Below are 25443 nucleotides of genomic sequence, written 5' to 3'. Positions count from 1 at the left end.
GCCGATCGCTCCCTATTTAAGAAAGACCTATTGTAACTGCGTTGGTACGCTCGACTTGATGAATAAAATCAAGCATGATCGACGTAAATTTTTCGGGATACCAGAGCCCCCATTCGTGCCAACCTTCCTCTACGGTAACTAGTCTGGAATCCGGAATTGTTGCAATCATTTCGCGCGCGATACTTATTGGTTCAGTCAGATCTTTTTCTGACCATAACAACAAGCAAGGAGCTTTAATTTTTGGCAATAGATGTTTCAGATCTACCCGTAATGAAAGCAATAATGCTTGAATAATATTTCCCGTATTGAACAAAAGGTTATAGGAGAAGACCAGAGGAATATCAACCAATTTTAGTCTTTGCCTTGGGAGAAGTAATTGGGCTATCATTTCAATTGCCCTTCTTGGTATTAGCTCTGGGATAGATACAGTCGGGATGCCGGTACTATCTACTAGAACTACGCTTTTCACTCTATCTGGAGCAAGAGCAGATAAAGCAATCGCAATTCCTCCTCCTAGGGAGTGCCCTACTAGGTGTACTTGTTGAAGATTTAAGGCGTCCAGAAACGAAAGCAGAAATTTAGCGTAGCCATCGTAGTCTGGAATGAGGTTAGGGTAGGGCGAGCGGGCAAAACTGGGCAAATCAGGAGCAATTACAGAATGGTGCTGTGCTAATAGGTTCAAAACTTCGTGATAAGGCACAGCAGAGATTCCCCAACCGTGCAGAAGCACGATAGGGGCTGAATCTGACTTCAGCCCACCCTGAGTATAAAAAATCCTGCAATCCCCCAGATCAACAGAATGCTCACTCAATTGGGATTGCGAGGTAGAAGCTTGGTTGAAAAACATGCGCTTGCCATTCTCACCATTTCTGTGACTGTAACAAGCCTTAATATTCCATGGGACTCTCTCAAGAGAGATGCTACTCCTAATTACAAATTGTTTTTGTAGTCCTTTCTGTCTAGCGATCGCCGTCAGCAACGACTACACTCTCACATTTATGCCAACAATCGCTGCTTGTTAGTTACATGGCACTTCTAGGCGATCGCCCTATGAGTAGAATGGTGCGTTGTGATCAGAAGGAAAGCTAAAGATTGCAACATCCCTGAAGCTGCAACGCATCCTGCGCTTTCTGAGACACGCGTGTCTGCTTACCAAGACGTATGCTCAAATAGATTCATCTCCAATAGGCTAATCACCAAATTTTGGCCAACTGCATCACAGCAGAGTTACAGCCTTGTCTAGGTCAAGGCATCTTGCAGTCAAACCATCTTGCCTGTACTGTGTTCTAACTAATCTCTAGATTTTTTTTGATAGTGAATTATCCTGTTTAATCACCTCTGTTTCAAACGGCATAGCAATGCTTTCAGTCAATCAGAGTACCGTTTAATTGGGGATACCTACTTGTCAGAAGCTATTACAACTACCAAATTATGCTGAATAAAAAAACAAGCTTCTTGCTCTCGATCGCATTAACAGCTCTGAGCTTACCCCTACTATTAGTACAGCTTAGCAAAGCTCAACAGCCCGCCATAGGTACTGTTCAAGGCTTAAATATGGGCGATCGCGCCTGTTATGTCGAAGTAGTAAACAATCAGGGAGAACAGTTTACAGAATTTGCGGACTTTGATATTTGTGAGCAAAATCTAGTCGGCAAGCGTGTTCAGTTCACCTATGAATTGGACAACATTCAAGCGGTTTCGTGCCAGGGCAACCCTGAGTGCCCTGACACAGAAAGGGTGATGCTGATTACCCAAGCCCAAGTTATATCAGAACCTAACCCAGCACCACGGCCTGCCCTCAGCCGAGTGCAAGATTTGCCAGACGGTACCTACCGCTACTGGAACGGTACCCCTAGCAGCAGTGTTATCTCCGATGCTGCACTACTTGCAAACGGCGGCGTCACCTTTACCTTTAGCAAGCGGGGCAGCGCTATTACAGGGGTCTTTGGCTATGTTGATGGGGAAGCGATTTGTATACAAGGCCAGGTGAGTGGCAATACGGTATCGGGCTTTGCGGTTCAAAATTTGCAGGGGGCTAAAGTCCTCAGCACTGGAGAAACATTTCAAAGTTTTGGCCCCAGCGGCTATTTGCAAGTGCGTCGAGGGCGCCAAGCCAGCTCCAGCGTAGTGCGCTATGGCAGCGCCTTACTAAACCTCAACAACCTTAACCGCATTAATGCGGGTAGCCGAGTACCGCCGAGAGGCTGTTAAAGGCGTCGGCTAACTCGCCCGGCTGATGGCAGCGTTTTTGTACTAAAGACATTGATCTACGGTTGAGGGGCGCGATCGCCCCCCAACCAGTGGATGGTGATCATGATCAAAACCCTGCTCATAGAGTGAGTTTCCCTCAGGGAGCTAATGCAGCAGCAGGGCGATCGCGTCGAGCAGATCGCTGAGGTCATAGGGCTTGAGCAAAAAGGTGCTGGCACCAGCGGCCAGCGCCTCTTCCTGGTAAGTGGGCAGACCGCTGGTGGCGATAATCTTGACGCTGGGCTCCATCGCCCTGAGCCGCCGAATCAGGGTGAGGCCATCCATACCCGGCATCATCATATCGACCACCACCAGAGGGGCCGGCTGCTGAACAAAGCAGTCCAGCGCCTCAAAGCCATTGTTGGCCATCACAATGCGGTAGTTGTAGTTGCTCAGCAGCGATCGCACCGATTGCTGCACCGAGGCATCGTCCTCCACCACTAGCAGCCGTTCTCCCTGCCCCTGCTGGGGGGTATCGGGCCAGTCAACCTCGGGGGCATCGCTGGCCGAGGGCTGGGTAAGGGCGGGCAAATAAACTTGCATTTGGGTGCCCTGGCCCATCTCGCTGACCACGTGCACAAAGCCATCGCTGGCCTTGACAATGCCCAACACTGTGGCCAGCCCCAGTCCGGTGCCCTGGCCCGGCGCCTTGGTAGTAAAGAAAGGGTCAAAGATGCGATCGCGCAGCCCAGGGTCAATGCCCGTGCCCGTGTCGGCCACCGTCAGCCGCACATATTGACCCGCCTGGGCATCGAGGTGGGCCTGGGCCTGGGCTGCATCCACCGTCACCAGCTCCGCCGTCAGGGTCAATCTGCCGCCTTCCAGCATGGCGTCGCGGGCGTTGACGCACAGGTTCATCAGCACCTGGTGCAGGTGGGTCGGGTCAACATTGACCCGCAGCTCCTGGCCCTTGGCCGTGGCTAACTCCGGCAGGTGCAGGTCAATGTGTTTGGGCAAACTCTGCCGCAAAATGTGCCCCAGATCTTGCAGCAGCGGCCCCAGGTTAACCTCCGTGCGCGTGCCGCTGCTGCTGCGAGTAATCGACAAAATTTGCTGCACCATGCTGGCCCCGCGCTTGGCGCTCTCTTCAAGCAGCCGCAGATGATCCTGAGCTTTGTCGCTCAGCTGGCGCTGGGTGAGGCGCAGCAGTTGGGCAATGGTGACAATCGGGGTAAACACGTTGTTGAGGTCGTGGGCAATGCCGCTGGCCAGTCGCCCCAGGCTCTCGACCCGCTGGACCTGGTAAAACTGTGCCTCTAGAGCCTTTTTGGCGGTAATGTCGGTCTCGACTGTGAGAATAAACTTGGGCTGCCCGGCCTCGTCGCGCACCAGCGTCCAACGGGCGGCGACGGTGACCGCCTGGTCGGTTTTGGTCAATCGGTCGAGTTCGCCGCGCCACTCGCCGCGCTCTATCAGGGTGGGCATCATCTCGTTGTGCTGGACAGTTTCGCTGCGCAGCAGGTCGTAGGCGACCTGGCCCACCACCTCCTCCGCGGTAAAGCCGTAGAGGCGCTCAGCCCCCCGGTTCCAGTAGAGCAGGTGGTGGTTGAGGTCGCGCACGGTGATGGCGTCGGAGGCGATGTCGAGCAGGGCCGCCTGTTCGCGAATCTTGCGCTCGGCGGCTTTGCGCCCGGTGATGTCGCGCCCCTCGGGCACCAGCATAATCACCTGACCCTGCTCATCTAAGACTGGCTTAATGGAGAAGTCGACCCAGGCGGTAGAGCCATCGGCCCAAATGTGCTGGTTTTCCATGCGGATGGTGTCGCCCAGGGCGGCGCGGCCGATCGCCTGCCGCAGGCGCTCCCGCTGCTCAGGAAAGTGATCCCACCAGGGGGTGAGCCAGAAGGGCTGGCCAATCACTGACTCGGGGGTGGCCGCAATCACGCTCAAGGCGGTGCGGTTGACGTCGAGCACGGTGCCGTCGGTTTTGAGCAGGCCAATAAACTCAAAGGTGCTGTCAAAGATCGCCCGCAGCTTGTGCTCGCTCTCTTTGAGGGCCGCTTCGGCGGCACGCCGCTCGGTGACATCGCGAAACAAAATCGCCACTTGGTGCTGCTCGGGGCGGCTAAAGCGAAAGGCGAAGACGTCAAACCAGCGATGCATGCCCTCGGCGTGGTTTTCAAACCGCACGGGTTCGCCGGTCAGAGCCACGCTGCCATAGATTTCAACCCAGTAGGGTTCGAGGTTGGGCACTAGCTCGCGGGCGCGTTTACCCTGAGCATCGACTAGGCCGGTCTGCTGGGCAAAGGTAGGGTTAATGTCGAGAAAGCGATAGTCGATGGGGCGATCGCGCTCATCAAACAGCATCTCGATGACGCAAAACCCCTCGTCCATCGAGTTGAACAGCAGGCGATACTTTTCTTCTGAGTCGCGCAGGGCCGCCTCAGAGCGTTTGCGGTCGGTAATGTCGATCGCTCCGCCGTAGACCCGATTGTCGTCAGGGTAGAGGCGCGCCTTCCACAGCAGCCAGCGGTAGGAGCCGTCTTTGTGGCGGTAGCGGTTCTCAAAGGCAAAGGTGTCGTGCCCTTCGAAGATCGCAGTAGTTTCGTTAAGGGAGGCCGCCAAATCATCGGGATGAACAAAGTCACTCCAGGGAATGGCAGTCATTTCGGCTGCGGTCCAGCCCAGGGCTTGTTCAAAGGTGGGGCTGACCCAGTGGAAGTAGCCGTTGCGATCGCTAATCGTGCGCAGGTCAGACCCTACCGCCAGAAACCGATCGCGATCGCGCTCTAGCTGCTTGCGCTCGGTGATGTCGTAGTTGACGGAGGTCACCACCCAGCAGCCCTCGGCAATTTCGCGCGAGGCAAAGTCACTGCGAAACCAGCGCATCGTGCCATCCTGATGGCGAAATTGGTACTCAGCGGTGGTTTGGTCGCCGGCAAAAAAGTTGCTAAACAGAGGCATAATCACCCGATCGCGATCGTCGGGGTGCACCTGGGCCAGCCAAAACTGTTTGTCGTCGTAGACGCTGCGGGGGTAGCCAAACAGCTGTTCGCACCCGGCAGACCAATATACATGCTCAAAGCTGCCGTCGGCGTAGACTTGAAAGCTGGCAATCGCGGCGATCGCGCTGTCTAAAATACCGCTGAGCTTCGCCTCCGACGCCTTGAGGGAAAGCTCTAGCCGTTTGCGATCGGTGACATCGCTAAAGGTAACACTGAGCCTGCCGCTGCCCTTTTCGCCCATCGGCTTAAACGATGTGGCAAACCAGCGATCGATCGGCGCAGCGTAGTCCTCTAGGTGCAAGGCCTCGCCCCCAAACCCCACCCGCCCCACGGCGTCAAACCACACCTCCGACAGCCCCGGCAGCACCTCTCGGGCGCGGCGACCGAGCACATCCTGGCGGGCCAGGCCCGTCGCCCGCTCAAAGGCCGGGTTCACCTCGATATATAACAAGTCGAAGGTGCCGTCATCGAGACGCAGGGTCTCGCCCACCAAAAACGCCTCGTCAATAGTGGAAAACAGCAGGCGATACTTTTCCTCCGACTCGCGCAGGGTAGCTTCGGCCTGGCGGCGTTCGGCTTCGCCGTGCACGCGATCGCTGATATCCAGCACCGAACCAATGTAGCCCTCAAACTCGCCCCCCACCCCCAGCCAGGGGCAGGCTGCATCGATTACCCAGCGATATTCGCCGTCGCGGCGGCGCAGGCGATACTCCACCCGAAACTCTTCCTGCCGTTTGGTGGTGGTGAGAAAGACTGACTGAGCGGTGGCGCGATCGTCGGGATGCACCGCCCCCAACCAGCCCAGCCCCAGCCCCGTGGCCTCGCACTGCCCGGTAAACTCATACCAGCTCTGGCTCAGGTAGGTACAGCTACCCCCGGCGTCGCTCACCCACACCATGACTGGCGCGTGGTCGGCTATATTGCGAAAGCGTTCTTCGCGGCGGCTCAGCTCGGCCACGGGGCTAATTACAGCGGTGGGCTTGCCGACCAGAGCACCCACCCGAGCGACGAGATCCACCGCCTCAACGGGTTTGCCCAAGGTGGCCGTAGCCCACGGCGGAGTGTCTAGGGCCTCACTCATCAACAGCAGTATGGGGCTGTGGGGCAATTGGGCACGCAGCTCTGGCCCCATCTGTCCCAAAGCCCCATCAAGAATAATTAAGTCATAGGGGCCTTTGACGATGAGGCTGGCGATGTCGCCACTGGTGACGCGGGCATCGACACAGGCTACCTCAACCGTGCAGGCTACGCTGCCCAGCAGCAGCTTCAGCGCCTGGGCGACCAGCGGTTCGGGTTCTATGACCAGCAGTTTCATTGGGCATTCCAGCGGCAAACGATCCAACCCAGATCCTAAGGAAATCAAAGGGGGTGTAGGGAAAATAAGCCCGTTTCGCAACGAAATCCGGTTCCTTCACAAAGAAACATTGAGGTTTTTCGTTCTAGCAATAATTTAACGATCTGAGCACAGGAGGGTTAAGTTGGGCAGGCTGGCGTCAGCCTCCGTCAAAGGTCGTTAAGAAAGTGTCATCGCTGATTGTTTTACTACTGATTTGCGCTGGGGTGGGAGTTGGAGCGATCGCCATCCTCAGCCGCCAGACTAATTCCACCTCGTCTAAGCTGACCCAAAACAGGGCTGATGCAGCTCAGGCTTACCATTACAGCTGTCAAAAATGCCTGTTCACTCAGGCGGAGACCACGTTTTATCACGCCTTGCAGAAGGCTACCCAAAGTCAGTATCTAGTCTTTGGCAAAGTGCGCGTCGCCGATGTGCTCAAACCCCAAACTGACAACCGAGGCGACTGGCAGCGGGCCTTCAACAAGATCTCGGCCAAGCACTTCGACTTTGTGCTCTGTGACCCAGCTAGCCTCAAAGTTTTAGCCGCCGTCGAACTCGACGACAGCAGCCACCAGCGTGTAGACCGGGTCAAACGCGACGACTTCCTCAACCAGGCCGTCAAGAGTGCTGGGCTACCCCTAATTCGCTTTCCGGTGCAGACCGCCTACGATCGCGAAGACATGCAGCACCACATTGCCCAAACGCTGGGACGGCCTCAGTCCGAGACCAAGCCAGAGATCAAGCCAAAGGCCAAGCTAGTTGAGCCCAGCGCCAAACCAAAGCCAAAGCCCAAATCCAAAGTGCCTCCCACCAAACCCTAGGCGACAGTGCCTTCCGCTGCGGCCCGATTCCTCCAGGTGTGCTTCATGCATTTTCTGTTAGGGTTGGCAATGGTGTTGAGTTTTCAACATTGGGGTTGAATCCTCACCGATAGCATTGAATCCGCAACGATGAAGCTACTCTGCATTAGTAACGGCCACGGTGAAGACGGCATTGCGGTTCGCATTCTCAAGCAGCTGCGCCAGCTGCCCGGTGCGCCGAGCCTGGCCGCGCTGCCGATTGTGGGTGAGGGTCGCGCCTACGAAAAAGCGGGTATTGCCATCCAGGGGCCGACCCAGACCATGCCCTCCGGCGGCTTTATCTATATGGATCGCTATCAGCTGTGGCGCGATTTGCAGGGGGGGCTGGTGGGGCTGACCCTGGCCCAGCTCAAAACCGCCCGCCAGTGGGCCAAGAGCGGCGGCAAAATTTTGGCGGTGGGGGATATCGTGCCCCTGGCGATCGCCTGGCAGAGCGGTGCTGAGTATTTCTTCACTGGCACCGCCAAGTCAGAATACTATCTGCGTAACGAAACGGAGCGATTGCCCGGCCGCCCCCCGCTGGAAGGCTGGTCGGGCTCGGTCTATGTGCCCTGGGAGCGATGGCTGATGGCTCGCCCCCGCTGCCAGGGGGCCTTTGTGCGCGACCAGCTCACCGCTGACCTGCTGCAAAAGCACGGCGTACCGGCTCTCTACCCCGGCAACCCGATGATGGATGACCTGAACACCGGCGCCGACAAGCTAGCCCAGCTTACGGCCACCTTTGCTACGGCTGCCGCTCAACTCACCCTGGCTCTGCTGCCCGGCTCCCGCGCGCCCGAGGCCTTTGACAATTGGCAGCGGATGGTGAGCGCGATCGCATCGGTAATGCAAACCTTCGGCGATCGCCAAGTGCGTCTGCTCGCTGCCCTTGCCCCCTCCCTCAACCTGGCTGCATTTAAAGATGTCTTGCTAGACGCTGGGTGGCAGCCTGTGGCTGGAAAATACCCCACGTTTCAGCGAAACAATGGTGTGCTGGTGCTGACCACCAATGCCTTTGCCGAATGCCTGCACTTGGCTGATGCGGCAATTGCTACCGCTGGCACCGCCACCGAGCAAGCCGTCGGCCTGGGCAAGCCCGTCTTCACCTTCCCTGGACCGGGGCCGCAGTTCACTTACGCCTTTGCCGAGTCTCAGTCAAGGTTGCTGGGGCAATCCATAATTTTGCTTAGCCAGCCCAGTGAAACGGGAGCGGCGCTGCAAGCCTGCCTCGCCGATGGCTCCCGGCTGCAGCGCATTGCCGAGAACGGTCGCCGCCGCATGGGCCTGCCGGGGGCGGCTCGGGCGATCGCCAAAACCCTGCACCAGCACTACGCCAAGCCCTACTCCGACGCTACCTTCTCGGCCAACTGATTGCGGCTAGGGTCGCCATAGCGAAACGGCCCCGTCTGCATAACCACCTTCGCCCTCAGCTCGGCGGGCGCTGCCGCCGCACCCCAGTGGGCCTGAATCGCCTGCAACAGCTGGTCTTGCTGCACCCTCAGATCAGGGATATCCCACCCCTTATTGATAATCGCAAACCACACTGGTCCCTTTTCGGCGGTGGGCACCATCCCCGCCAGGGCGCTGACCTCCGCTAGGCTACCGGTCTTAACGGCCGCTGTGGGGGGAATGCGGCGATCGATGAGGGTGCCCATGTCTTCTCCCGACACCGGCAATACGTCGGCCACCGAAAAGCCCTGGGCACTCAGTTCCTGTTGAATCGCCGTTGTCATGGCCACCGCCACCCGCGCCGACATCTGGTTGTCTACCCCCAGCCCCGACCCGTTGACCAGGCTGAGTTCACCCGGCGGTAATTCTGCTGCTGCTGTCGCCTTAGTCATCACCGGCCCCGGCCCGCCCGCCAAGTCAGCGACCAGTTCAGACATCACGTTGTTGCTGTAGATGTTCATGGCCTTGAGAATGGCCACCAGCGGCAGCGACTGGTGCTGCACCACCCACTCCACGTCGCTGGTCTCTAGCTCTGCCGCTGGTACTCGGCGGGCCGTACCGTCAATTTGTAGGCTGGGTTGCGGCGTTCCCGGCGGCAGGCTGGCGTAGGCTTGGCGCGCCGCCCAGTTCCAGGTTGAGGCCGACATTGCCTGCTGCAAATCCGCCAGAGAATCTGCCGGCTCCTCCTCAAAATTCATGGTGAAGGAGCCGCTCACCAGAATCTCCCCCGTCACCCGCCGAATGCCCAGCTCTTGCAGGCGGTTGGCCAGCACAATGCCCTCTTCCCACACAAACAGCGGGTCGCCGCTGCCTTGAATCACCAGGTCGCCGTTGAGCACGCCGTCGGGCTGGAGGGTGCCGCGCATGCCCACCCGAGTCTCGAAATGGTGATCGAGGGGCCAGGTTTTAAGAGCAGCCAGGGTGGTCGCCAGCTTAGTTAGCGAGGCAGCGGGCATCAGCACGTCGCCCCGGTGCTCAGCGATCGCGCTCCGGCCCACCTGAATCCAAACGCCCTGGTCGGGCACCGACCAGCCCTGCCGCTGCAGCCTCGCCACATAGTCGGCCACGATCGCATCTACCACCGGGTCGCGGGCCAGCTCCACAATCCACGGCGACTGCCACTCAATGTGCAAAGCGGCGGGGTTGAACCCAGACGGCTGTAGGGGATTGGGTTCTCCCGTACCTAAAAGGATTGAGAACAGGCCCAGGGGCAGGGCCATTAGCGATAGGGAAGCCACCGATTGCGAATCCTCCACGCAGTGTAGCCCAATCTCGGGCGATACCCGACTAAGATACACCAGGTTAGCAGTGGGTGGAGAGATGGGCAGGGGGCGAGGGGAATACCAAGGGCGAACTCACCTCTAATTCAAGACGGCAACTCCGAGGTCCGTTTCCGAGTCGTCCCCCGACCTTTACCCTGTACCTTGAACCCTATACCCTCCTCAATTCACGTTTGCCCCAACCGGTAAGACCTCAGAGTTTAATCTACTGACCAAAACCACCGCCAACCTGCTGAGCCAGTGGGCTGAGTAGGGCGCAGGCTGCGCGTTATGCCTAGTCTTCTAGGGTGATATCTTTTGACTCCAGATTTGGGAGCAAAATTTCTGCTACCTCTGGGAAATGTCGTTTCATACAGTGGTCACAGACCCCATGGGTAAACCCAACATCCGAATATTGCTGAATAAACGACTCCACGGTTGACCAGTAGCCCTGATCATTTCGGATACCCTTGCAATAGGAGCAAATGGGCACCAATCCAGCCATCAGCTCCATTTTTTCTAGCGCCTCAGCTAACTGCGAAGACACCCGCCGTAGCTCTAGCTGCGTCACCACCTGGCGCGACAGAGCTTCTAGAGCCTTAATTTGACGAACGTCTAGAGTCCTAGGTTTTTTGTCAATCACACACAGCGTTCCTAGTGCCTGACTACCAGGAGAAATTAGAGGAACCCCAGCGTAGAACCGAATGCCTAGCTCGCCAGTCACCAGCGGATTGCTGGCAAACCGTTCATCACCAGCAGCATCATTCACAACCATGATCGCTGGGCTTAAAATGGCATGGGCGCAGAATGAGACATCTCGGCTAGTCTCTTGCGCCACAAGACCCACCTTAGATTTAAACCACTGCCGCTCTGCGTCAACCAGGCTAATTAGCGCAATGGGTACATCGCAAATAAAGGCGGCAAGCGAGGTGATGTCGTCGTAGGAACGCTCGGCGGGCGTATCTAAAACCTTGTATTGCCTGAGCGCCTCAAGCCGATCAGCTTCTTGGGTAGGTGTGTTGGCTTGCATCAGATTGCTGCGATGGCCTTAATCGATTGCATAAATCATTCTAAAAAGCTGACCAAAGAGCATGTAACTTACGGGCGAAGACTTGACAGTGCTTAACGTGTGTCTTTTAGAAAAATTTGGCGCTACGGAGCTATACGCCTAGAGAGCCGGACACGGAGTGACGCCGATCGAGTCGAACGCCTTGAATGGGAAACGATAATCAATCTGACTACCACGCAAGGCAGAGATATCCACAAAACCTTTAACAAAGTGTTACATTGTTAAACATGAAGTCACATTAGAAGAGACATCATCATGAATATTCGTCAAGAGTTACCCCTTGAGCAGCAGTTCGAGCTTCGGGTGTTTGAAGAGCAAGTTCAATCGCTTTCCCCAGAAGACGCTCAAACTCTACTCGTGCAGCTCAAAGAAGCAATGCTGTACCAGACCACCACGTTTCGGGAAATTTTGAAGAACACTTGGGACATTGGTAAAGGCCCCGACTCCCTGCGCGAAGCACTAGCAGAAGGATAATTTCCTCTGCCAGAAACGCCAATGACCTTAAGACAGTTCATGCTTAGCGCTCAGACAAACAATTAGCCCGGCTTTTTCCAAACGTTCAACCAGGAAAAGCCGGGCTAACGTTTTGGCGAACATTCACAGTCTTTAGCGCTAGTTCACATTGGCATCAGTAGTTCCGCAGCGGCAATTGGAAGAGGTGGTTGTCGAAATGCCCGCATGAACTTGGACTAGCTCAATAACTTAGGAATTACCTACGATCGCTGCAAAGCAAGTACCTGGTCAGAGGTCATGGGTTCGGCGGTCATGGTGTAGAGCACACCCTCCCGCACCGAGACCAGATTTAAGTAGTAATCGGGTTCACCAGGCTTGCTGACGGCATACACCCGCACTCCAGAGTCGCTCGACAAGACTTCGCCAGTGATATTGCTCACCGTGTAGCCCTGAGATTCTAATCGCGATTGCAAATCGCTTGCAGCACTGCGCCAGCTGCTGCTTACGGGGCTGCGCCAGCAGTCGGCCAGCCCTTCGCAGGCGGCTTGAGCCCCATCTAAATGGGGAAAGTTGGCGTAAAGCGCGGGAGGGGCTAGCGATTCTGGTACAGGCTCGGGGGGAGGAGTTACGGTTGGTTCGGGAGTCTCCGCTACGGGCTGAGGCAAGGGTTGGGGCTGAGCAGCGGGAATTGGCGCTGTTGGAGCCTGGGGCGCGGCCGGAGGAGGTGCAGTGGTGGTAGTTGGCACAGGCTCTGCTGGGGCTACCGGTGAAGGTGCTTCTACGGTAGGCGGCAACACGGTTAGGGTTACATCATCTAGCGGTGGAGGCGTCTCCGCTAAATCTTCTGCCAACGGGGGAGCCGGGTTTGAGTCGGGAATGACCAGGGCCAGCAAGACACCGTGGGCGGCGAGGGAGGCGATCGCACACCCCATCCCTAGCCACGACCGCGATCGCCCCTGGGGCTTTGATGCAGAACGGCGCAGGGAGAACGGCGGGGTAGTGAGTCTAGGAGCCATTGTCGAAAGGTTGCGATCGCAGATGCGGTTAAGCTAACAGGATTTATTTCTCATTGGCCATTCTAAAGCTATTCTTCTCTGGCCTCAAGCCCTTATGGCTAGGGCACTGGCTCTTTAGCAGAGACATTGACTCAGCGCAACAGTATTGCAACCATCTGCCATAGGGCTCAGCTTTAATGCGGCATTATCAAGAGGTGGTCGCAATAAGCGATACAATGCAACCTGACATCTCAATGATCTGGGGCTATCCGGCTGGAGTTGCCTAGAGACCTAGTTGAGGTTTAACTTTTTGGAGGTAAAAACCCTATGAAATTAGGAAGACGCGCATTTTTGGGGGCCAGTGCCGCCGCCGCCGCTGTAGCCACAGGCTACGTACGTCAGCGCCCCGCCAACGCCCAGTTTGGCCTTCGCCGTGGCCGGGTGATTAATCTCTATTCTGCTCGCCACTACGACACCGATGACCAGCTCTACGACGGTTTTCGGCGAGCCACGGGCATTCGCGTCAACTTGGTTGAGGCCGAGGCCGACCAGCTGATCGAGCGCATCAAGAGCGAAGGCCAAAACAGCCCCGCCGACATTCTCATGACTGTGGATGCCGGTCGCCTGTGGCGCGCTGAGCAAGAAGACATGTTCCAGCCGGTCACCTCTTCGGTGCTGAACGAGGCGATTCCTGAAAATCTGCGCCACCCCGACGGGCTGTGGTTTGGCCTGACCCAGCGGGCGCGGGTGCTGGTCTATAACAAAGACACCGTTGACCCCTCTGAACTCTCGACCTACGAAGACTTGGCTGACCCCAAGTGGCGCGGGCGGATTCTCGTTCGCAGCTCGACCAACATCTACAACCAGTCGCTGGTGGGGTCGATGATTGCGGCCCACGGGGTCGAAGAAACTGAAACATGGGCGCGGGGCCTGGTGGCCAACCTGGCCCGCGACCCAGAAGGGGGCGATACCGATCAGATCAAGGCCGTTGCGGCTGGGCTGGGTGATATTGCCATCTCGAACACCTATTACCTTGCTCGCTTGGCCAAATCTGACAAGCCTGAGGAGCAGGCGATCGCTGAAAAGATGGGCGTGTTTTTCCCCAACCAGGGCGATGGCCCCAACGGGCGCGGCACCCACGTCAACATCAGCGGTGGTGGGGTAGTTAAGACTGCGCCCAATGCTGCGGCGGCTGTGCGGTTCCTGGAGTATTTGGCTAGCCCTGAGGCTCAGCGCATTTTTGCCGAGGGCAACAACGAGTACCCTGTGGTGGAAGGTGTAGCGGTTGACTCTGTGGTGGAAGGCTTCGGCGAATTTAAGGCCGACCCTCTCAGCGCCGCCGTGTTTGGCAGCAACAACCCTGAAGCCCTGCGCATCACCGATCGCGCTGGTTGGAAGTAGGGCTAGAGTAGCCAGCCCCATTTGCTGACTGACGAATGCCCTCTCAATGTTTGAGAGGGCATTTATCGTTTAAAGGGTTTGAGGATTGCTAATGGAGACTGGAGAGCTTGACCGCCAAGCTCAGAGACTCCAGCTTGGCTCTATGCAGGTTTCAACCTCCTAAGAATTTTGCAAACTTCTGAGATAAGCAAAAAGCTCCTCAATGCCTCCCGAGTAGGCGCTTTGCAAAATAGGATCAAGAGGGTTGCGATAAAGGTCAAGCCCTGTAAGATTGGTGAGCTGAGCGATCGCCTTGGGTATCTCGGTGATTTGATTCTCAGAAAGGTCAAGTGCTATAAGATTGGTGAGCTGGGCGATCGCTTCGGGTATCGCCGTGATTTGATTGTTGCGAAGATAAAGCCCTGTCAGATTGGTGAGCTGGGCGATGGCCTCAGGTATCGCTGTGATTTGATTACCCCCAAGGGAAAGTTCTGTGAGATTAGTGAGATTAGCAATCGTCTTGGGTATCTCGGTAATTTGATTGTCCCAAAGGTAAAGCTCGTTGAGACTGGTGAGATTGGCGATCGCCTCGGGTATCGCCATGAGTTGATTACCCTTAAGGTCAAGTCTTGTCAGACTAGTAAGCTGGGCGATCGCCTCGGGTATATCAGTAATTTGATTGAAGGAAAGGTCAAGCTCTGTAAGCTTGGTAAGTTGGGCGAGCGCTTCGGGTACCTCGGCGATTTGATTGAAAGAAAGGTTGAGCTTTGTAAGCTTGGTAAGCCGGGTGAGCGCCTCGGGAATCACCGTAATTTGATTCTCAGAAAGGTCAAGCATTGGGAAGTTGATGAGATTGGCAATCGCTTCAGGAATCGCTGTAATTTGATTGCTCTTAAGGCAAAGCCCTGTGAGGTTAGTGAGATGGGCAATCGCCTCGGATATCGTCGTAATTTGATTGAAGGATAGGTCAAGCCGTGTGAGATTGGTAAGTTGGGCGATCGCCTCGGGTATCTCGGTGATTTGATTCTCAGAAAGGGAAATTTGTGTGAGATTAGTGAGATTAGCGATCGCCTCGGGAATTGCCGTGATTCGATTTCCGCAAAGGTCAAGCATTGTAAGCTTGGTAAGCTGGGCGATGGCCTCAGGTATCATCGTGATTTGATTGCCCCCAAGGGAAAGTTCTGTGAGATTAGTGAGATTAGCGATCGCCTCGGGAATTGCCGTGATTCGATTGAAGGCAAGGTAAAGCCATGTGAGCTTGGTAAGCTGGGCAATCGTCTCAGGTATCATCGTGATTTGATTGCCGCCAAGGTAAAGGGTTTTGAGATTAGTGAGTTGAGCGATCGCCTCAGGAATTGCCGTAATTTGATTGCCGCCAAGGTAAAGGGTTTTGAGATTAGTAAGATTGGCGATTGTCTTGGGTATCGCCGTTATTTGATTGTCGTTAAGGTGAAGCTCTGTGAGATTGGTAAGTTGAGCGAGCGTCTCGGGTATCGCCGTGATTTGGTTGAAGGATAGGTCAAGCTCTGTGAGATTGGTAAGTTGGGCGAGCGTCTCGGAAATCTCCGTCATTCGATTGAAGGCAAGGTTAAGTTTTGTGAGATTGGTGAGTTGGGCGATCGCCTCGGAAATCTCCGTGATTGGATTTCCGGAAAGGTCAAGCATTGTAAGCTTGGTAAGCTGGATAATCGCCTTGGAAATCTTAGTGATTTGATTGCTGGGAAGGTTAAGCGTAGTGAGATTAGTCAGTCTCAAGATCGCCTCGGGAATCGCCGTGAGTTGATTGCCCCCAAGGTTAATCGTAGTGAGCTTGCTAAGCTGAACGATCGCCTCGGGAATCGCCGTGATTTGGTTAATACAAAGGTGAAGCTCTGTGAGATTGGTGAGCTGGGCGATCGCCTCGGGAAATTCAGTGATTTGATTGGCACAAAGGTCAAACATTCTGAGATTGGTGAGCTGAGCGATCGCTTGGGGAATTGCCGTGAGTTGATTCTCGTAAAGTTCAAGCCTTGTCAGATGGATGAGCTGAGTTACCACCTCAGGAATTACCGTGAGTTGATTACCCCCCAGATCAAGCTCTGTGAGATTGGTGAGCTGGGCGATCGCATCGGGAATCACCGTGAGTTGATTGTGGGAAAGGTCAAGCGTTGTGAGATTCAACAGATTTACGACGCTATCAGGTACCCCAGTCAGCCCCAATTCACTCAAATCCAGCTCAGTGGTCCCTTCCTTCAGCGCAGCTGCAATCCGCTCTTCCGCTATCCGGTATGCCTCATCCTGTGCCATCGGCTTGCCCTTACATTGCAAAACCCACCTACCGCCTGAGTTATAGCCTGCCCATTCCGCTTTCGGGCCATCCCGGCTCGCTACCGCAACAAAACTCCCGTCAGCACTGCGATCAACCCATCCAGCGTATGCGCCGAAATCTACGCCTAAACCGATCTCGGCCCTATATGCCATCATGATCTCAGCTCTCCAGGCATAGCCAGAGACCCCCATGACCCAGACCGCCCTCACCACCCTCAGCTTTGAGCAATACCTGCACTACAGCGATCGCACCGACACCCGCTACGAACTCGTGCGAGGATACCTCTTTATAAATGGTCTCTTACAGTTACCAAACTTTTGCCATCCTTAGCCTGAACCCTGGCATTTCGGGTTCGCAACTAACCAACTCAGGATTATCTAAAATCTCCGGCGCTTGCTCGGGCCGATAGACATGAACTTGACGCTGCTTGCGATCGATTAACACTCCCAACCGCACCCTATTGGCGATATATTCAGCCATCTTGTCTTGCAAACTCGCCAACGTATCACTACTCGACCGTAGCTCTACAACAAAATCAGGCGCGATCGGTGCAAACGATGCCTGCTGCTCAGGTTCCAGCCTGTTCCAGCGATCAGACAAAATCCAGGCGGCATCAGGGGAGCGCATGGCACCATTTAGCAGCGTAAAGCCCGAGCTAGAGTCAAAGACCTCCCCAGTGCCATCGGCTTCTGCCCAGACATAAAGCTGTCCAAAAACCCTGCCATTCCGGTTTCCAGTATCAGCAAAGGCTGGCGGCATCACCACAATTTCTCCGTTTGCATTCCGCTCAATCCGCAAGTCAGGATTCGTTCGGCAAAAATCATAAAACTGCTCATCACTCATCTGCGGCACAGCGAGGAGCGATGAAAGATTGATCGGCAACAGTGTCTGAACGGATTTAACCAGCAGGCTAGACATGAGTTAACCTGGCCCCATTCACGGATATGCCTGATATCTTAGCGAACTGCCCTGTAGCTTAGGCTTTACCCTCGTTGGCGATCTGCTTGCTCAACCACAGCACCGGCAGCAACCCCACCAAAATGATCGCCAGCGCCGGGGCCGAAGCCTCAATCAGCCGCTCATCGGCGGCATATTGATAAACCCGCACCGCCAGCGTGTCAAAATTAAACGGGCGAATAATCAGCGTGGCGGGCAGCTCCTTCATCACATCCACAAACACCAGCATGGTGGCGGTGAGCAAACTGCTGCCCAGTAGCGGACGATGAATTTTCATCAGCGTTTGGTTGGGGGTTTGGCCCAGGCTGCGGGCCGCATCATCCAGCGAAGGCTTAATTTTGCCCAACCCCGCCTCGATCGCCCCAAAGCTCACCGCCAAAAACCGCACCAGGTAGGCAAACAGCAGCGCAATAATCGTGCCGCTCAGCAGCAGCCCAGTCGAAAAGCCAAACGTCTGTCGCATCCAGGCATCGATCGCATTGTCAAACTGCGCCAAGGGAATCAGCGTGCCCACCGCAATCACCGCCCCCGGCACCGCGTAGCCTAGATTGGCCCCCTGCACCGAGAGCTTGAGAAACGGCGTGCGGTTGAGCCGCAGGCCATAGGCCATTACCAGCGCCAGCAGCACTGCCAGTAGAGCCGCCAGCACTGCCAATATCAGGCTGTTGATGCTTAGCAGTACAAAGTCGCCATCAAGGGTGTCTTCGGCGTTGCGAATCGTCATCCCCAGCAGCAGCCCAGTGGGGATGATTAGCCCCAGCAGCACGGGCGCAGCGCAGACCAGCCAGGCCCCCACCGCCCGCAGCCCACCCAGCTCGTAGCGCGACTGCGAAATCGTGCGGGCCATGCCCTGGTAGTAGCGAGCCCGACGGCGCGATCGCTGCTCTAGCACCACCAGCGCAAAGATAAACAGCAGCAGCACCGCCGACAACTGCACCGCCGCCGGGCGATCGCCCATGCCAAACCAGGTGCGATAGATGCCTGTAGTAAACGTCGAAACGCTGAAGTAGGCCACAGTGCCAAAGTCGTTCAGGGTTTCCATTAGGGCCAGGGCGGTGCCAGCGGCGATCGCCGGACGAGCCAGGGGCAGCGCCACCGTGCGAAAGCTGCGCCAGGGGCCACAGCCCAAACAGCGACTCGCCTCCAGCGTCGCGGTTGACTGTTCTAAAAACGCCACCCGCGCCAGCAGATACACATAGGGGTAGAGCGTCAGGCTAAACAGCAGAATCGCCCCCTCAATCGAGCGAATATTGGGGAACCAGTAGTCGGTGGCTTGCTGCCAGCCAAACAGGCCGCGCAGCGCCGTCTGCACCGGGCCAAAATACTCCAGCGTGTCGGTATAGACGTAGGCGAGGATGTAGGTGGGCGCAGCCAGGGGCAGCAGCAGCAACCACTCAAACCAGCGGCGGCCCCAAAACTGGCAGGTGCTCACCAGCCAGGCGGTGCTCACCCCGATCGCCAGCACCCCCAGCCCCACCCCCACCATCAGCACCAGCGAGTTGCGAACATACTCGGGCAGCACCGTCGCCGCCAGGTGCCCCCAAGCATCGCTGGAGTTAGTAAACAGGCTGGCGAGAATGATTGCCACCGGTAACAGCATCACCAGGGCGATTAGTCCCACGCCCAGCGTCCAGCCGTCGGGCCGTGGCAGTGAGGCTTTCCAGGGGGCACCGAGGGATTTCATAACCGGCAATTATTGCTACCCATTCCTTTTAGCACAGAACGAAACCCCGCCCACCCACCACGTCACGATTAAAAAGTCTTCTATAGCCAAAGAACGACTTTGGGGCTGATTGGGGCCGCACATAGCCCGAGTTTTCGTTACTGAAGTATGCTTTGCAGAGAGTTCCTGCGGGGCCAGGTTAGCCCCCGCCAAGCCACCCCAGACCAAGGGGCGAATTTCGCTTCTTGCCCTACAGCGCCCACCTGCCCGTTGCCGATCTGACTATGGATATTCTCAATCTATTAACTCGTCTGCTGCTGTGGCTTGGCATCGGCTACTTTCTGTGGTGGGTGCTCAAAAAATTCATTCCCGCCAACTTTTTGACCTGGTTTGGCGGAGCCATGATCTTGGCGCTGATTGCGGCAGCGTTTTTGTTCCCCGACGACAGCACCGTTGGGGTGTTTTGGCAGTTTTTGGTGTTTCCGCTCACCCCCCTGGGCGGAGCGATTACGCTACTGGCCTTGTCCCTCAGCAACGGCATGAACAAGGTGAATGGGCGCATGGTGACCGTGGCGCTGCTGATTTTATTTTTTGCCAGCATGCCGCTGATTGCGCGGGCCTTAGTCAACCATTCTGAACAGTCAGTGCAGCGGGCCTACGCCAGCCAGCAGCGGCTGTGTAGCGACATCTGCCCCACGATCGACCAGGTGCCGGTAGACCGGGCCGTATCGATTGTGGTGATTGGCGAGAACGCTGATGCTTACCGCCTGACCAACGCCCTCAACAGCCGCATTGACGCCGACAACCCCCTCGACCCGGCGCTGGTGGCCCAGCTCAACAGCGCCGCCAACGTCTACAGCCGCATTAGTGCGGCCCGCCCCTACGTCACCGTCACCGCCGGGCCTCGGTTTGGCACGGGCGAGGAGCAAGAACCCCTCAGGCAGGCGATTCGTCAGCAGCTGGTGGGTCGGGGCGTGCCCTCAGAGAGCATTCGGGTTGAGGCCACGGGCACCGACGTTCGCAACACAGTGGTTGACCAAAAGAACTTTTTAACCGAGCAGGGATTGTTTACTGCGCCTGCTCGCTCGGGCCGATTTGAAACGGCCCGCAACAACCGCAACGCCAACCGAGTGGTGCTGGTGGCCCCCGCTTTAACCATGCGCCGCGCCGCCCTGGCCTTTGAAAATGAGGGCATTCAGGTGGTGGCGGCCCCCACCGAGCTGTATAGCACCCCCAACCAAGAAAACCGCGATACCCTGGCCAGCCTGGCCGACCTGGCCCCCAACGTCAACGCCCTGGCGCTGACCACGCGCTACTGGGGCGAGCTGCTGAGCGCCATCTACTACTACCTGCGGGGCTGGCTGCCTCCCTTCAGCATGCAGTGGGATGAGGTGGTTGAGACGATCTAGTGGAAGCAGTTTTGACAGTTAGGAATCGGCTCGCCAGATCCTTCAACAGTTAGGGTCAGGGGTATAGGGTACAGGGTTCAAGGTGTAGGGTCCAGGGCTTTGCCTTAGACCTTAAACCCTATACCCTATACCTCTCTGGCGTTGTAGCCCGTGATATGCCTCCAATGCGTCCCCCAAAATTCGTCTAGGATAGGGGGGCAATTAGGGCGGATGTTATGGCGCGATCGCAGCTACAAAAACTGGGTACCTACCTCAAACCCCACTGGCGACAGACTGCCCTGGGGGTTGTTGCACTATTTATTGTGAATTTGGTCGGCGTATGGATACCGCTGCTGATTCGCAACGGCATCGACGAGCTTCAGGTCACCTTCAGTTTTGACCGGATCATGTACTACGCGCTGCTAGTGCTGGTGCTGGCCTCGGTGATGTGGGTGATTCGCATGGTGTCGCGCATTACCCTGTTTGGAGTGGGTCGCCAGGTGGAGTTTGACCTCAAGCAGCGCATCTTTCAGCACCTGCTGGGCATGGAGCCTGCCTACTTTGGCCGCAACACCGCCGGAGAGCTGATCAGTCGCGCCACCAGCGATGTGGACAACATTCGCCGCCTGCTGGGTTTTGCGATTTTGAGCTTGGCCAACACCCTGTTTGCCTACGCACTAACGGTGCCGGTGATGCTGTCGATCAACGTGCGGCTGACGCTGATTTCGCTGATTGTCTATCCGCTGATGCTGGTGCTGGTGCAGACCTTTAGCGATCGTCTGCGCAACGAGCAGCTCCATGTGCAAGAGCGCATTTCCGACCTCAGCGACCTGATTCAAGAAGACATGAGCGGCATTGCGCTGATCAAAATCTACGCCCAAGAAGAGAATGAGCGCCGCGCCTTTAACCACCGCAACACCAGCCTGCTCAATGCCAACCTGAAGCTGGCCCGCACCCGCAACATGCTGTTTCCGCTGCTGGGGGGGCTGGCCAGTGTGAGCCTGCTGGTGATTTTGGCCACGGGGGCGGGGGCGATCGCCGAGGGAGTGATCACCGTGGGCGACTTTGTGGCGCTGCTGCTCTATGTAGAGCGGCTGGTGTTTCCCACCGCGCTGCTGGGGTTCACCATCACCGCCTACCAGCGCGGTGAGGTCAGCATCAACCGCATTGAAGAAATCCTCGATGCCGAACCTGAGGTGCAGACAGCCGCCACCGCCATCCCCCTGCCCCTGGAACAGGTCAAGGGCAGCCTAGAGGCCCGTCACCTCAACTACGCCTACCCCGACAGCAAAGTTCCGGCGCTGGATGAGGTGAACTTTAAGATTGCGCCAGGGGAACAAATTGCGATCGTCGGCCCGATTGGCTCGGGCAAATCGACCCTGGCCAACGCCCTGCCCCGCCTGCTCGACATCGGCCCCGGCCAGCTCTATCTGGATGGCTACGACGTAACTGAGTTGCCGCTGGCCGATTTGAGACGAGCGATCGCCTACGTGCCCCAAGACAGCTTTCTGTTTAGCACCAGCATCAACAACAACATCCGCTACGGCGAACCCATGATGGAGTTCCCAGAGGTGCAATACGCCGCCAAGCAAGCCCAGATGGATGAAGAAATTCAGAACTTTCCCCACCACTACGACACCGTCGTGGGTGAGCGCGGCATCACCCTCTCTGGGGGGCAGCGGCAGCGCACCGCCCTGGCCCGCGCCCTGGTGGTTGATGCCCCCATTCTGGTACTCGACGACGCCCTCTCTAGCGTGGACAATCGCACCGCCACCGCCATTCTCAACGCCCTCTCGGAAGGCACTCAGCAAAAGACAGTGCTGTTTATCTCGCACCAGATGTCTGCTGCTGCCACCGCCGATCGCATTTTTGTGATGGACAAGGGGCGCATTGTGCAGCAGGGCCGCCACCGCGACCTGGTGCAGCAGCCCGGCCTCTACCGCAACCTCTGGGAACAGCACCAGCTAGAGTCTGTGTTGCAGTAGCGTCAGGCTGTTGGCCCCCGGCAGCCATGAGTTTCTATCCGCTTGCGAGAATAGAGACTCATTGCATCGGTGCGCGGCTTGTAGTAGCCCACAGGAGGACTCACTATGACCATTCAGCTTGACCACACAATCGTGTCGGCCCACAACAGAGATGAATCAGCGCGGCTACTCGCCGATCTGCTGGGCGTTCCCTGCGGTGCGGCACCGGAAGGGCCATTTTTTGCGGTATATATCAACGATGGCTTAACCTTTGATTTTATTGAAACCGATCAGCCATTTCCCGTTGAGCACTACTGCTTTCGTGTCGAGGAAGCGGAGTTCGATCGCATTTTGGCAAGAATTGAAGCCGCTGGAATTGACTATCGCAGCACGGTTCGCGGGGCTACCGATGGGCAAATTAACACCGACCACGGTGGCAGACTGATCTACTGGAACGAACCCGAAGGGCATCAGTGGGAAGTGTTGACGGTCAGCTATGCCCGCCAGCCTGTAGTTGATGCGCCACATGGGCAATGATGCGTCCATGCGGCTAACGAAATGGCCAGCGCAGAGTGTCAGCGCAGCGAAAAGCTAGCCGCCAAGTTACGAGAGTTGGGCGTTGATCTCAATGCTATCGAAGCTTGACCTTAAGCTAAATATTTTTATTTTGCTAAGTTAATTAGCGCATCCTACACCCTCTAGAGCTACCTATCTAGCAACCTAGCAGACAGAACGAAAGCGTTAGCTCGGCTAGTTTTAGTTGAATATGCTGTACCGAGGAGTTAACACATGGCTTCGATGGCAGGCAAAGTTGCGATCGTGACTGGGGCAAGTTCTGGCATTGGTCGAGCCACCGCGATCGCCTTTGGCCAAGCGGGCGCAACCGTTGTGGTGGTCGCTCGCCGCCCCGACAAAGGCGAGGAAACCGTCCAACAGATCAAAGCGACCCAGGGAGAGGCGATGTTTATCCAGGCTGATGTCACCCAGGCGTCCGCCCTCGAAGCGATGGTCAACCAAACCGTCGAAACCTACGGTCGCCTCGACTACGCCTTTAACAACGCCGGTTCGGGCACCTCGGGCAAGCTTGCCGACCTCTCCGAAGCCGACTGGGATTTTGAGATCAACGCCAATCTCAAATCGGTTTGGCTGTCGATGAAGTATGAAATTCCTGCCATGCAGCAGTCAGGCGGTGGGGCGATCGTGAATACCTCTTCCCAAGGCGCACTGCTGGGGGTGGCTGGGTATGGTGCCTACGGAGCCGCCAAGGCGGGAGTCATTGCCCTGTCGCGCGCCGCAGCGGCAGAATATTCTAGCGATCGCATTCGTATCAACACCGTTAGCCCCGGCGCCATCAAAACCGATCTGTGGGCCGAAGCCCCGCCTGAAATGCTCGATCAGGTCGCCGCTGGCATTCCGCTACAGCGCATTGGCAGGCCAGAAGATATTGCCGAAGCCGTCGTCTGGCTGTGTTCTGAAGGGGCCGGGTTTGTGACTGGGCACAACCTCGTCATAGATGGGGGATTCACCGCCGTGCAAAAGTAGACAATCCAGGTATGGGGAGTTCAGCCGCTGGCATCGTCTAATCTGGCTTGGGCGGCTCATTGGGGCACTTGGGGTTTAGCGCCTTGCGGGTCAGGTTGGTGGCGTACCACCCAGCAGAAAGTGCCAGCACCGCTCCACCGCCTTGCAGCGCCAGTTTTCTAGCGGTGAGGCCCTCTTGAAACAGGGCAACGCCAAAGGAGCCCAAATAGACGTAGAGCGTGATCACCGGCAGCATACCCACCCAGGAGAAAAAGCAGTATTGCCAAAAATTTACTTTGGTGCAGCTAAAGCCATAGTTGAGCAGGTTGGATGGCACCAAGGGTGAAAGCCGCGTCAGCAGCAAGATTTTCCAGCCCTTTTGGCCGACGGCGTGATCGAGGCGAGCAAAGCTGGGGTTTTTGGTCATCCAGCGCTTGATGCGATCGCGGGCCAGGGTACGCCCTACCCAAAAACAGGCGATCGCCCCCAGGGTGTCGGCCACCGAAGCTACCACAATGCCCTGCACTAAACCAAAGACCGCCCCGGCCACCAAAATCAACACAATGTTAGGTAGACCTAACACGGTCGCCAGCAAATACACCACCACAAAGACCGGAGCTGCCACCCAACCCAGCGAGTTAAGCCAGCTTTCAGTGCTCACAAACCAGTCTTGCAGCGGCAGTTGACTGCTCAGCAGCGCCACAACTACGCCGCAGCAGGCAAACAGCCAAAACCTTCGGCTCCGCAAAATTGTCAATTTCATACCTGTCAGATCCCATGCCAACAGGGACAGGCTGGGGGAATAGTTAACTTTAATCAGCGATCGGAACTTTCGCCGTCTACCTTGAGAAGCGTAAGCGTTGCAGCTCGGACATCCAAAGACTGACACCATCCAAGTGAAGATGCCTGACACTCCTCCCTTGGAAGATGTGAGCCTATTGCTTTGCTGTCAAACTTGGACAACTTAACTTATGGAAGGAGTCGACATGCAACTCGATGGCGTCATTTTAGATATTGATGGAACGCTGGTTTTGAGCAATGATGCCCACACCCAGTCTTGGGTTGAGTCCTTTGCTAGCCACGGCTATGAGGTGCCCTACGACCAGGTGCGCCCGCTGATGGGCATGGGGGGCGATCAGCTTATGCCCAAGCTGATTCCCGAACTCAACGATGAAGAAGAACCCGGTAAGACGATCGCCAGCGGCCACAAAGAGCTGGTCTTAACCAAATACCGGCCGCAGCTAAAACCAACCAACGGCGCGCGGGCTCTGGTGGAAAAACTGTTTGCAGACGGGCTGCACGTCGTCGTTGCCACCTCTGCCAGCGAGCGAGAGCTGGCGGTCATGCTCGAAGTGGCTGATGTAAAAGATTTGCTGCACGAAACGACAACGTCAGCCGATGCCGAAAACTCTAAGCCAGCCCCCGACATTGTTGAGGCCGCCCTGCGCAAAGCCCAACTCGACCCCGATCGCGTGGTTATGCTAGCCGACACCCCCTACGACATTGAGGCGGCGGGTAAAGCTGGAGTGAAAGTGATTGCCGTGCGCTCCGGCGGCTTTAGCGATGAAGAGTTGGAGGGTGCGATCGCCATTTACGACGACCCCGCCGACCTGCTTCACCACTACGATCGCTCTCCCCTGGGGCAAGCCGCAGCGGGTTAACCCCTA

General features: G+C 56.6%; 20 protein-coding genes. 11 read left to right on the top strand and 9 right to left on the bottom strand.

The genetic code is table 11. The features are described 5' to 3' along the window. Positions 1-16: 16 nt before the first annotated feature. Positions 17-979 carry an alpha/beta hydrolase gene (locus tag H6F57_RS18915; protein ID WP_199289645.1) on the bottom strand — a complete coding sequence of 321 codons (963 nt, stop codon included), beginning with the start codon at positions 977-979 and terminating at the stop codon, positions 17-19. 452 nt (positions 980-1431) lie between these two features. On the opposite strand from H6F57_RS18915, the gene H6F57_RS18910 reads away from it, so the two are divergent. Next, positions 1432-2211 (top strand): hypothetical protein, encoded by a 780-nt coding sequence (locus tag H6F57_RS18910; RefSeq protein WP_190626280.1) that lies wholly within the window; start codon positions 1432-1434, stop codon positions 2209-2211. A 144-nt stretch (positions 2212-2355) separates the two neighbouring features. On the opposite strand, the gene H6F57_RS18905 is transcribed toward H6F57_RS18910, so the two are convergent. Then, a complete protein-coding gene (locus tag H6F57_RS18905) occupies positions 2356-6510 on the bottom strand; it encodes a PAS domain S-box protein (protein WP_190626279.1) in 4155 nt (1384 codons plus the stop codon). A gap of 206 nt (positions 6511-6716) precedes the next feature. On the opposite strand from H6F57_RS18905, the gene H6F57_RS18900 reads away from it, so the two are divergent. Further along, the gene (locus H6F57_RS18900) at positions 6717-7352 is read left to right on the top strand and encodes a DUF2726 domain-containing protein (protein ID WP_190626278.1); all 636 of its coding nucleotides are present in this window, start codon (positions 6717-6719) and stop codon (positions 7350-7352) included. 129 nt (positions 7353-7481) lie between these two features. Further along, complete coding sequence (locus H6F57_RS18895; RefSeq protein WP_190626277.1) at positions 7482-8741, top strand: lipid-A-disaccharide synthase-related protein; 1260 nt, start codon at positions 7482-7484, stop codon at positions 8739-8741. Here the strand turns inward: H6F57_RS18895 and H6F57_RS18890 are convergent. Together H6F57_RS18890 and H6F57_RS18885 are read right to left on the bottom strand one after the other, a co-directional pair. Beyond that, a complete protein-coding gene (locus H6F57_RS18890) occupies positions 8711-10057 on the bottom strand; it encodes a D-alanyl-D-alanine carboxypeptidase (RefSeq protein WP_347279976.1) in 1347 nt (448 codons plus the stop codon). The two genes, H6F57_RS18895 and H6F57_RS18890, sit on opposite strands and share 31 nt — an antisense overlap. 316 nt (positions 10058-10373) lie before the next feature. Then, the gene (locus H6F57_RS18885; protein ID WP_190626276.1) at positions 10374-11108 is read right to left on the bottom strand and encodes a GAF domain-containing protein; all 735 of its coding nucleotides are present in this window, start codon (positions 11106-11108) and stop codon (positions 10374-10376) included. A 294-nt stretch (positions 11109-11402) separates the two neighbouring features. On the opposite strand from H6F57_RS18885, the gene H6F57_RS18880 reads away from it, so the two are divergent. After that, complete coding sequence (locus tag H6F57_RS18880) at positions 11403-11621, top strand: NblA/ycf18 family protein (RefSeq protein ID WP_190626275.1); 219 nt, start codon at positions 11403-11405, stop codon at positions 11619-11621. Positions 11622-11860: 239 nt separating this feature from the next. Here the strand turns inward: H6F57_RS18880 and H6F57_RS18875 are convergent, their stop codons facing one another. Continuing rightward, positions 11861-12616 carry a hypothetical protein gene (locus H6F57_RS18875; RefSeq protein ID WP_190626274.1) on the bottom strand — a complete coding sequence of 252 codons (756 nt, stop codon included), beginning with the start codon at positions 12614-12616 and terminating at the stop codon, positions 11861-11863. A 306-nt stretch (positions 12617-12922) separates the two neighbouring features. On the opposite strand from H6F57_RS18875, the gene H6F57_RS18870 reads away from it, so the two are divergent. Next, positions 12923-13996, top strand: coding sequence for a Fe(3+) ABC transporter substrate-binding protein (locus H6F57_RS18870; protein WP_190626273.1), 1074 nt, complete (start codon positions 12923-12925; stop codon positions 13994-13996). A gap of 159 nt (positions 13997-14155) precedes the next feature. Here H6F57_RS18870 and H6F57_RS18865 read toward each other — a convergent pair whose 3' ends face one another. Beyond that, positions 14156-16261, bottom strand: coding sequence for a leucine-rich repeat domain-containing protein (locus tag H6F57_RS18865; protein WP_190626272.1), 2106 nt, complete (start codon positions 16259-16261; stop codon positions 14156-14158). A gap of 211 nt (positions 16262-16472) precedes the next feature. On the opposite strand from H6F57_RS18865, the gene H6F57_RS18860 reads away from it, so the two are divergent. Continuing rightward, complete coding sequence (locus H6F57_RS18860; RefSeq protein ID WP_190626271.1) at positions 16473-16613, top strand: hypothetical protein; 141 nt, start codon at positions 16473-16475, stop codon at positions 16611-16613. Here H6F57_RS18860 and H6F57_RS18855 read toward each other — a convergent pair. Beyond that, positions 16590-17201, bottom strand: coding sequence for a Uma2 family endonuclease (locus tag H6F57_RS18855; protein WP_190626270.1), 612 nt, complete (start codon positions 17199-17201; stop codon positions 16590-16592). The two genes, H6F57_RS18860 and H6F57_RS18855, sit on opposite strands and share 24 nt — an antisense overlap. A gap of 58 nt (positions 17202-17259) precedes the next feature. After that, on the bottom strand, positions 17260-18924 hold the full coding sequence (locus tag H6F57_RS18850; RefSeq protein WP_190626269.1) for an iron ABC transporter permease: 1665 nt from the start codon (positions 18922-18924) through the stop codon (positions 17260-17262). 224 nt (positions 18925-19148) lie between these two features. Here H6F57_RS18850 and H6F57_RS18845 point away from each other — a divergent pair, with 224 nt between their 5' ends. The 4 genes from H6F57_RS18845 (at position 19149) to H6F57_RS18830 (ending at position 23797) form a co-directional block, all read left to right on the top strand. Then, on the top strand, positions 19149-20312 hold the full coding sequence (locus H6F57_RS18845; protein WP_190626268.1) for an ElyC/SanA/YdcF family protein: 1164 nt from the start codon (positions 19149-19151) through the stop codon (positions 20310-20312). Between the two features lie 215 nt (positions 20313-20527). Further along, positions 20528-22276: an ABC transporter ATP-binding protein gene (locus tag H6F57_RS18840; RefSeq protein ID WP_190626267.1), complete on the top strand. Its 1749-nt coding sequence runs from the start codon at positions 20528-20530 to the stop codon at positions 22274-22276. 105 nt (positions 22277-22381) lie between these two features. Continuing rightward, the gene (locus H6F57_RS18835) at positions 22382-22792 is read left to right on the top strand and encodes a VOC family protein (RefSeq protein ID WP_190626266.1); all 411 of its coding nucleotides are present in this window, start codon (positions 22382-22384) and stop codon (positions 22790-22792) included. A gap of 252 nt (positions 22793-23044) precedes the next feature. Beyond that, positions 23045-23797: a glucose 1-dehydrogenase gene (locus H6F57_RS18830; protein ID WP_190626265.1), complete on the top strand. Its 753-nt coding sequence runs from the start codon at positions 23045-23047 to the stop codon at positions 23795-23797. A 37-nt stretch (positions 23798-23834) separates the two neighbouring features. Here H6F57_RS18830 and H6F57_RS18825 read toward each other — a convergent pair whose 3' ends face one another. Beyond that, positions 23835-24539, bottom strand: a complete 705-nt coding sequence (locus tag H6F57_RS18825) for a TVP38/TMEM64 family protein (RefSeq protein WP_190626264.1) — start codon at positions 24537-24539, stop codon at positions 23835-23837. A gap of 223 nt (positions 24540-24762) precedes the next feature. Here H6F57_RS18825 and H6F57_RS18820 point away from each other — a divergent pair, with 223 nt between their 5' ends. Beyond that, positions 24763-25437, top strand: coding sequence for an HAD family hydrolase (locus H6F57_RS18820; protein WP_190626326.1), 675 nt, complete (start codon positions 24763-24765; stop codon positions 25435-25437). Positions 25438-25443 lie beyond the last annotated feature (6 nt).

This window comes from Leptolyngbya sp. FACHB-60, from assembly GCF_014695775.1.
Classification (GTDB): Bacteria; Cyanobacteriota; Cyanobacteriia; order Phormidesmidales; family Phormidesmidaceae; genus Nodosilinea.
This window is presented reverse-complemented; position numbering and strand designations above follow the sequence as displayed.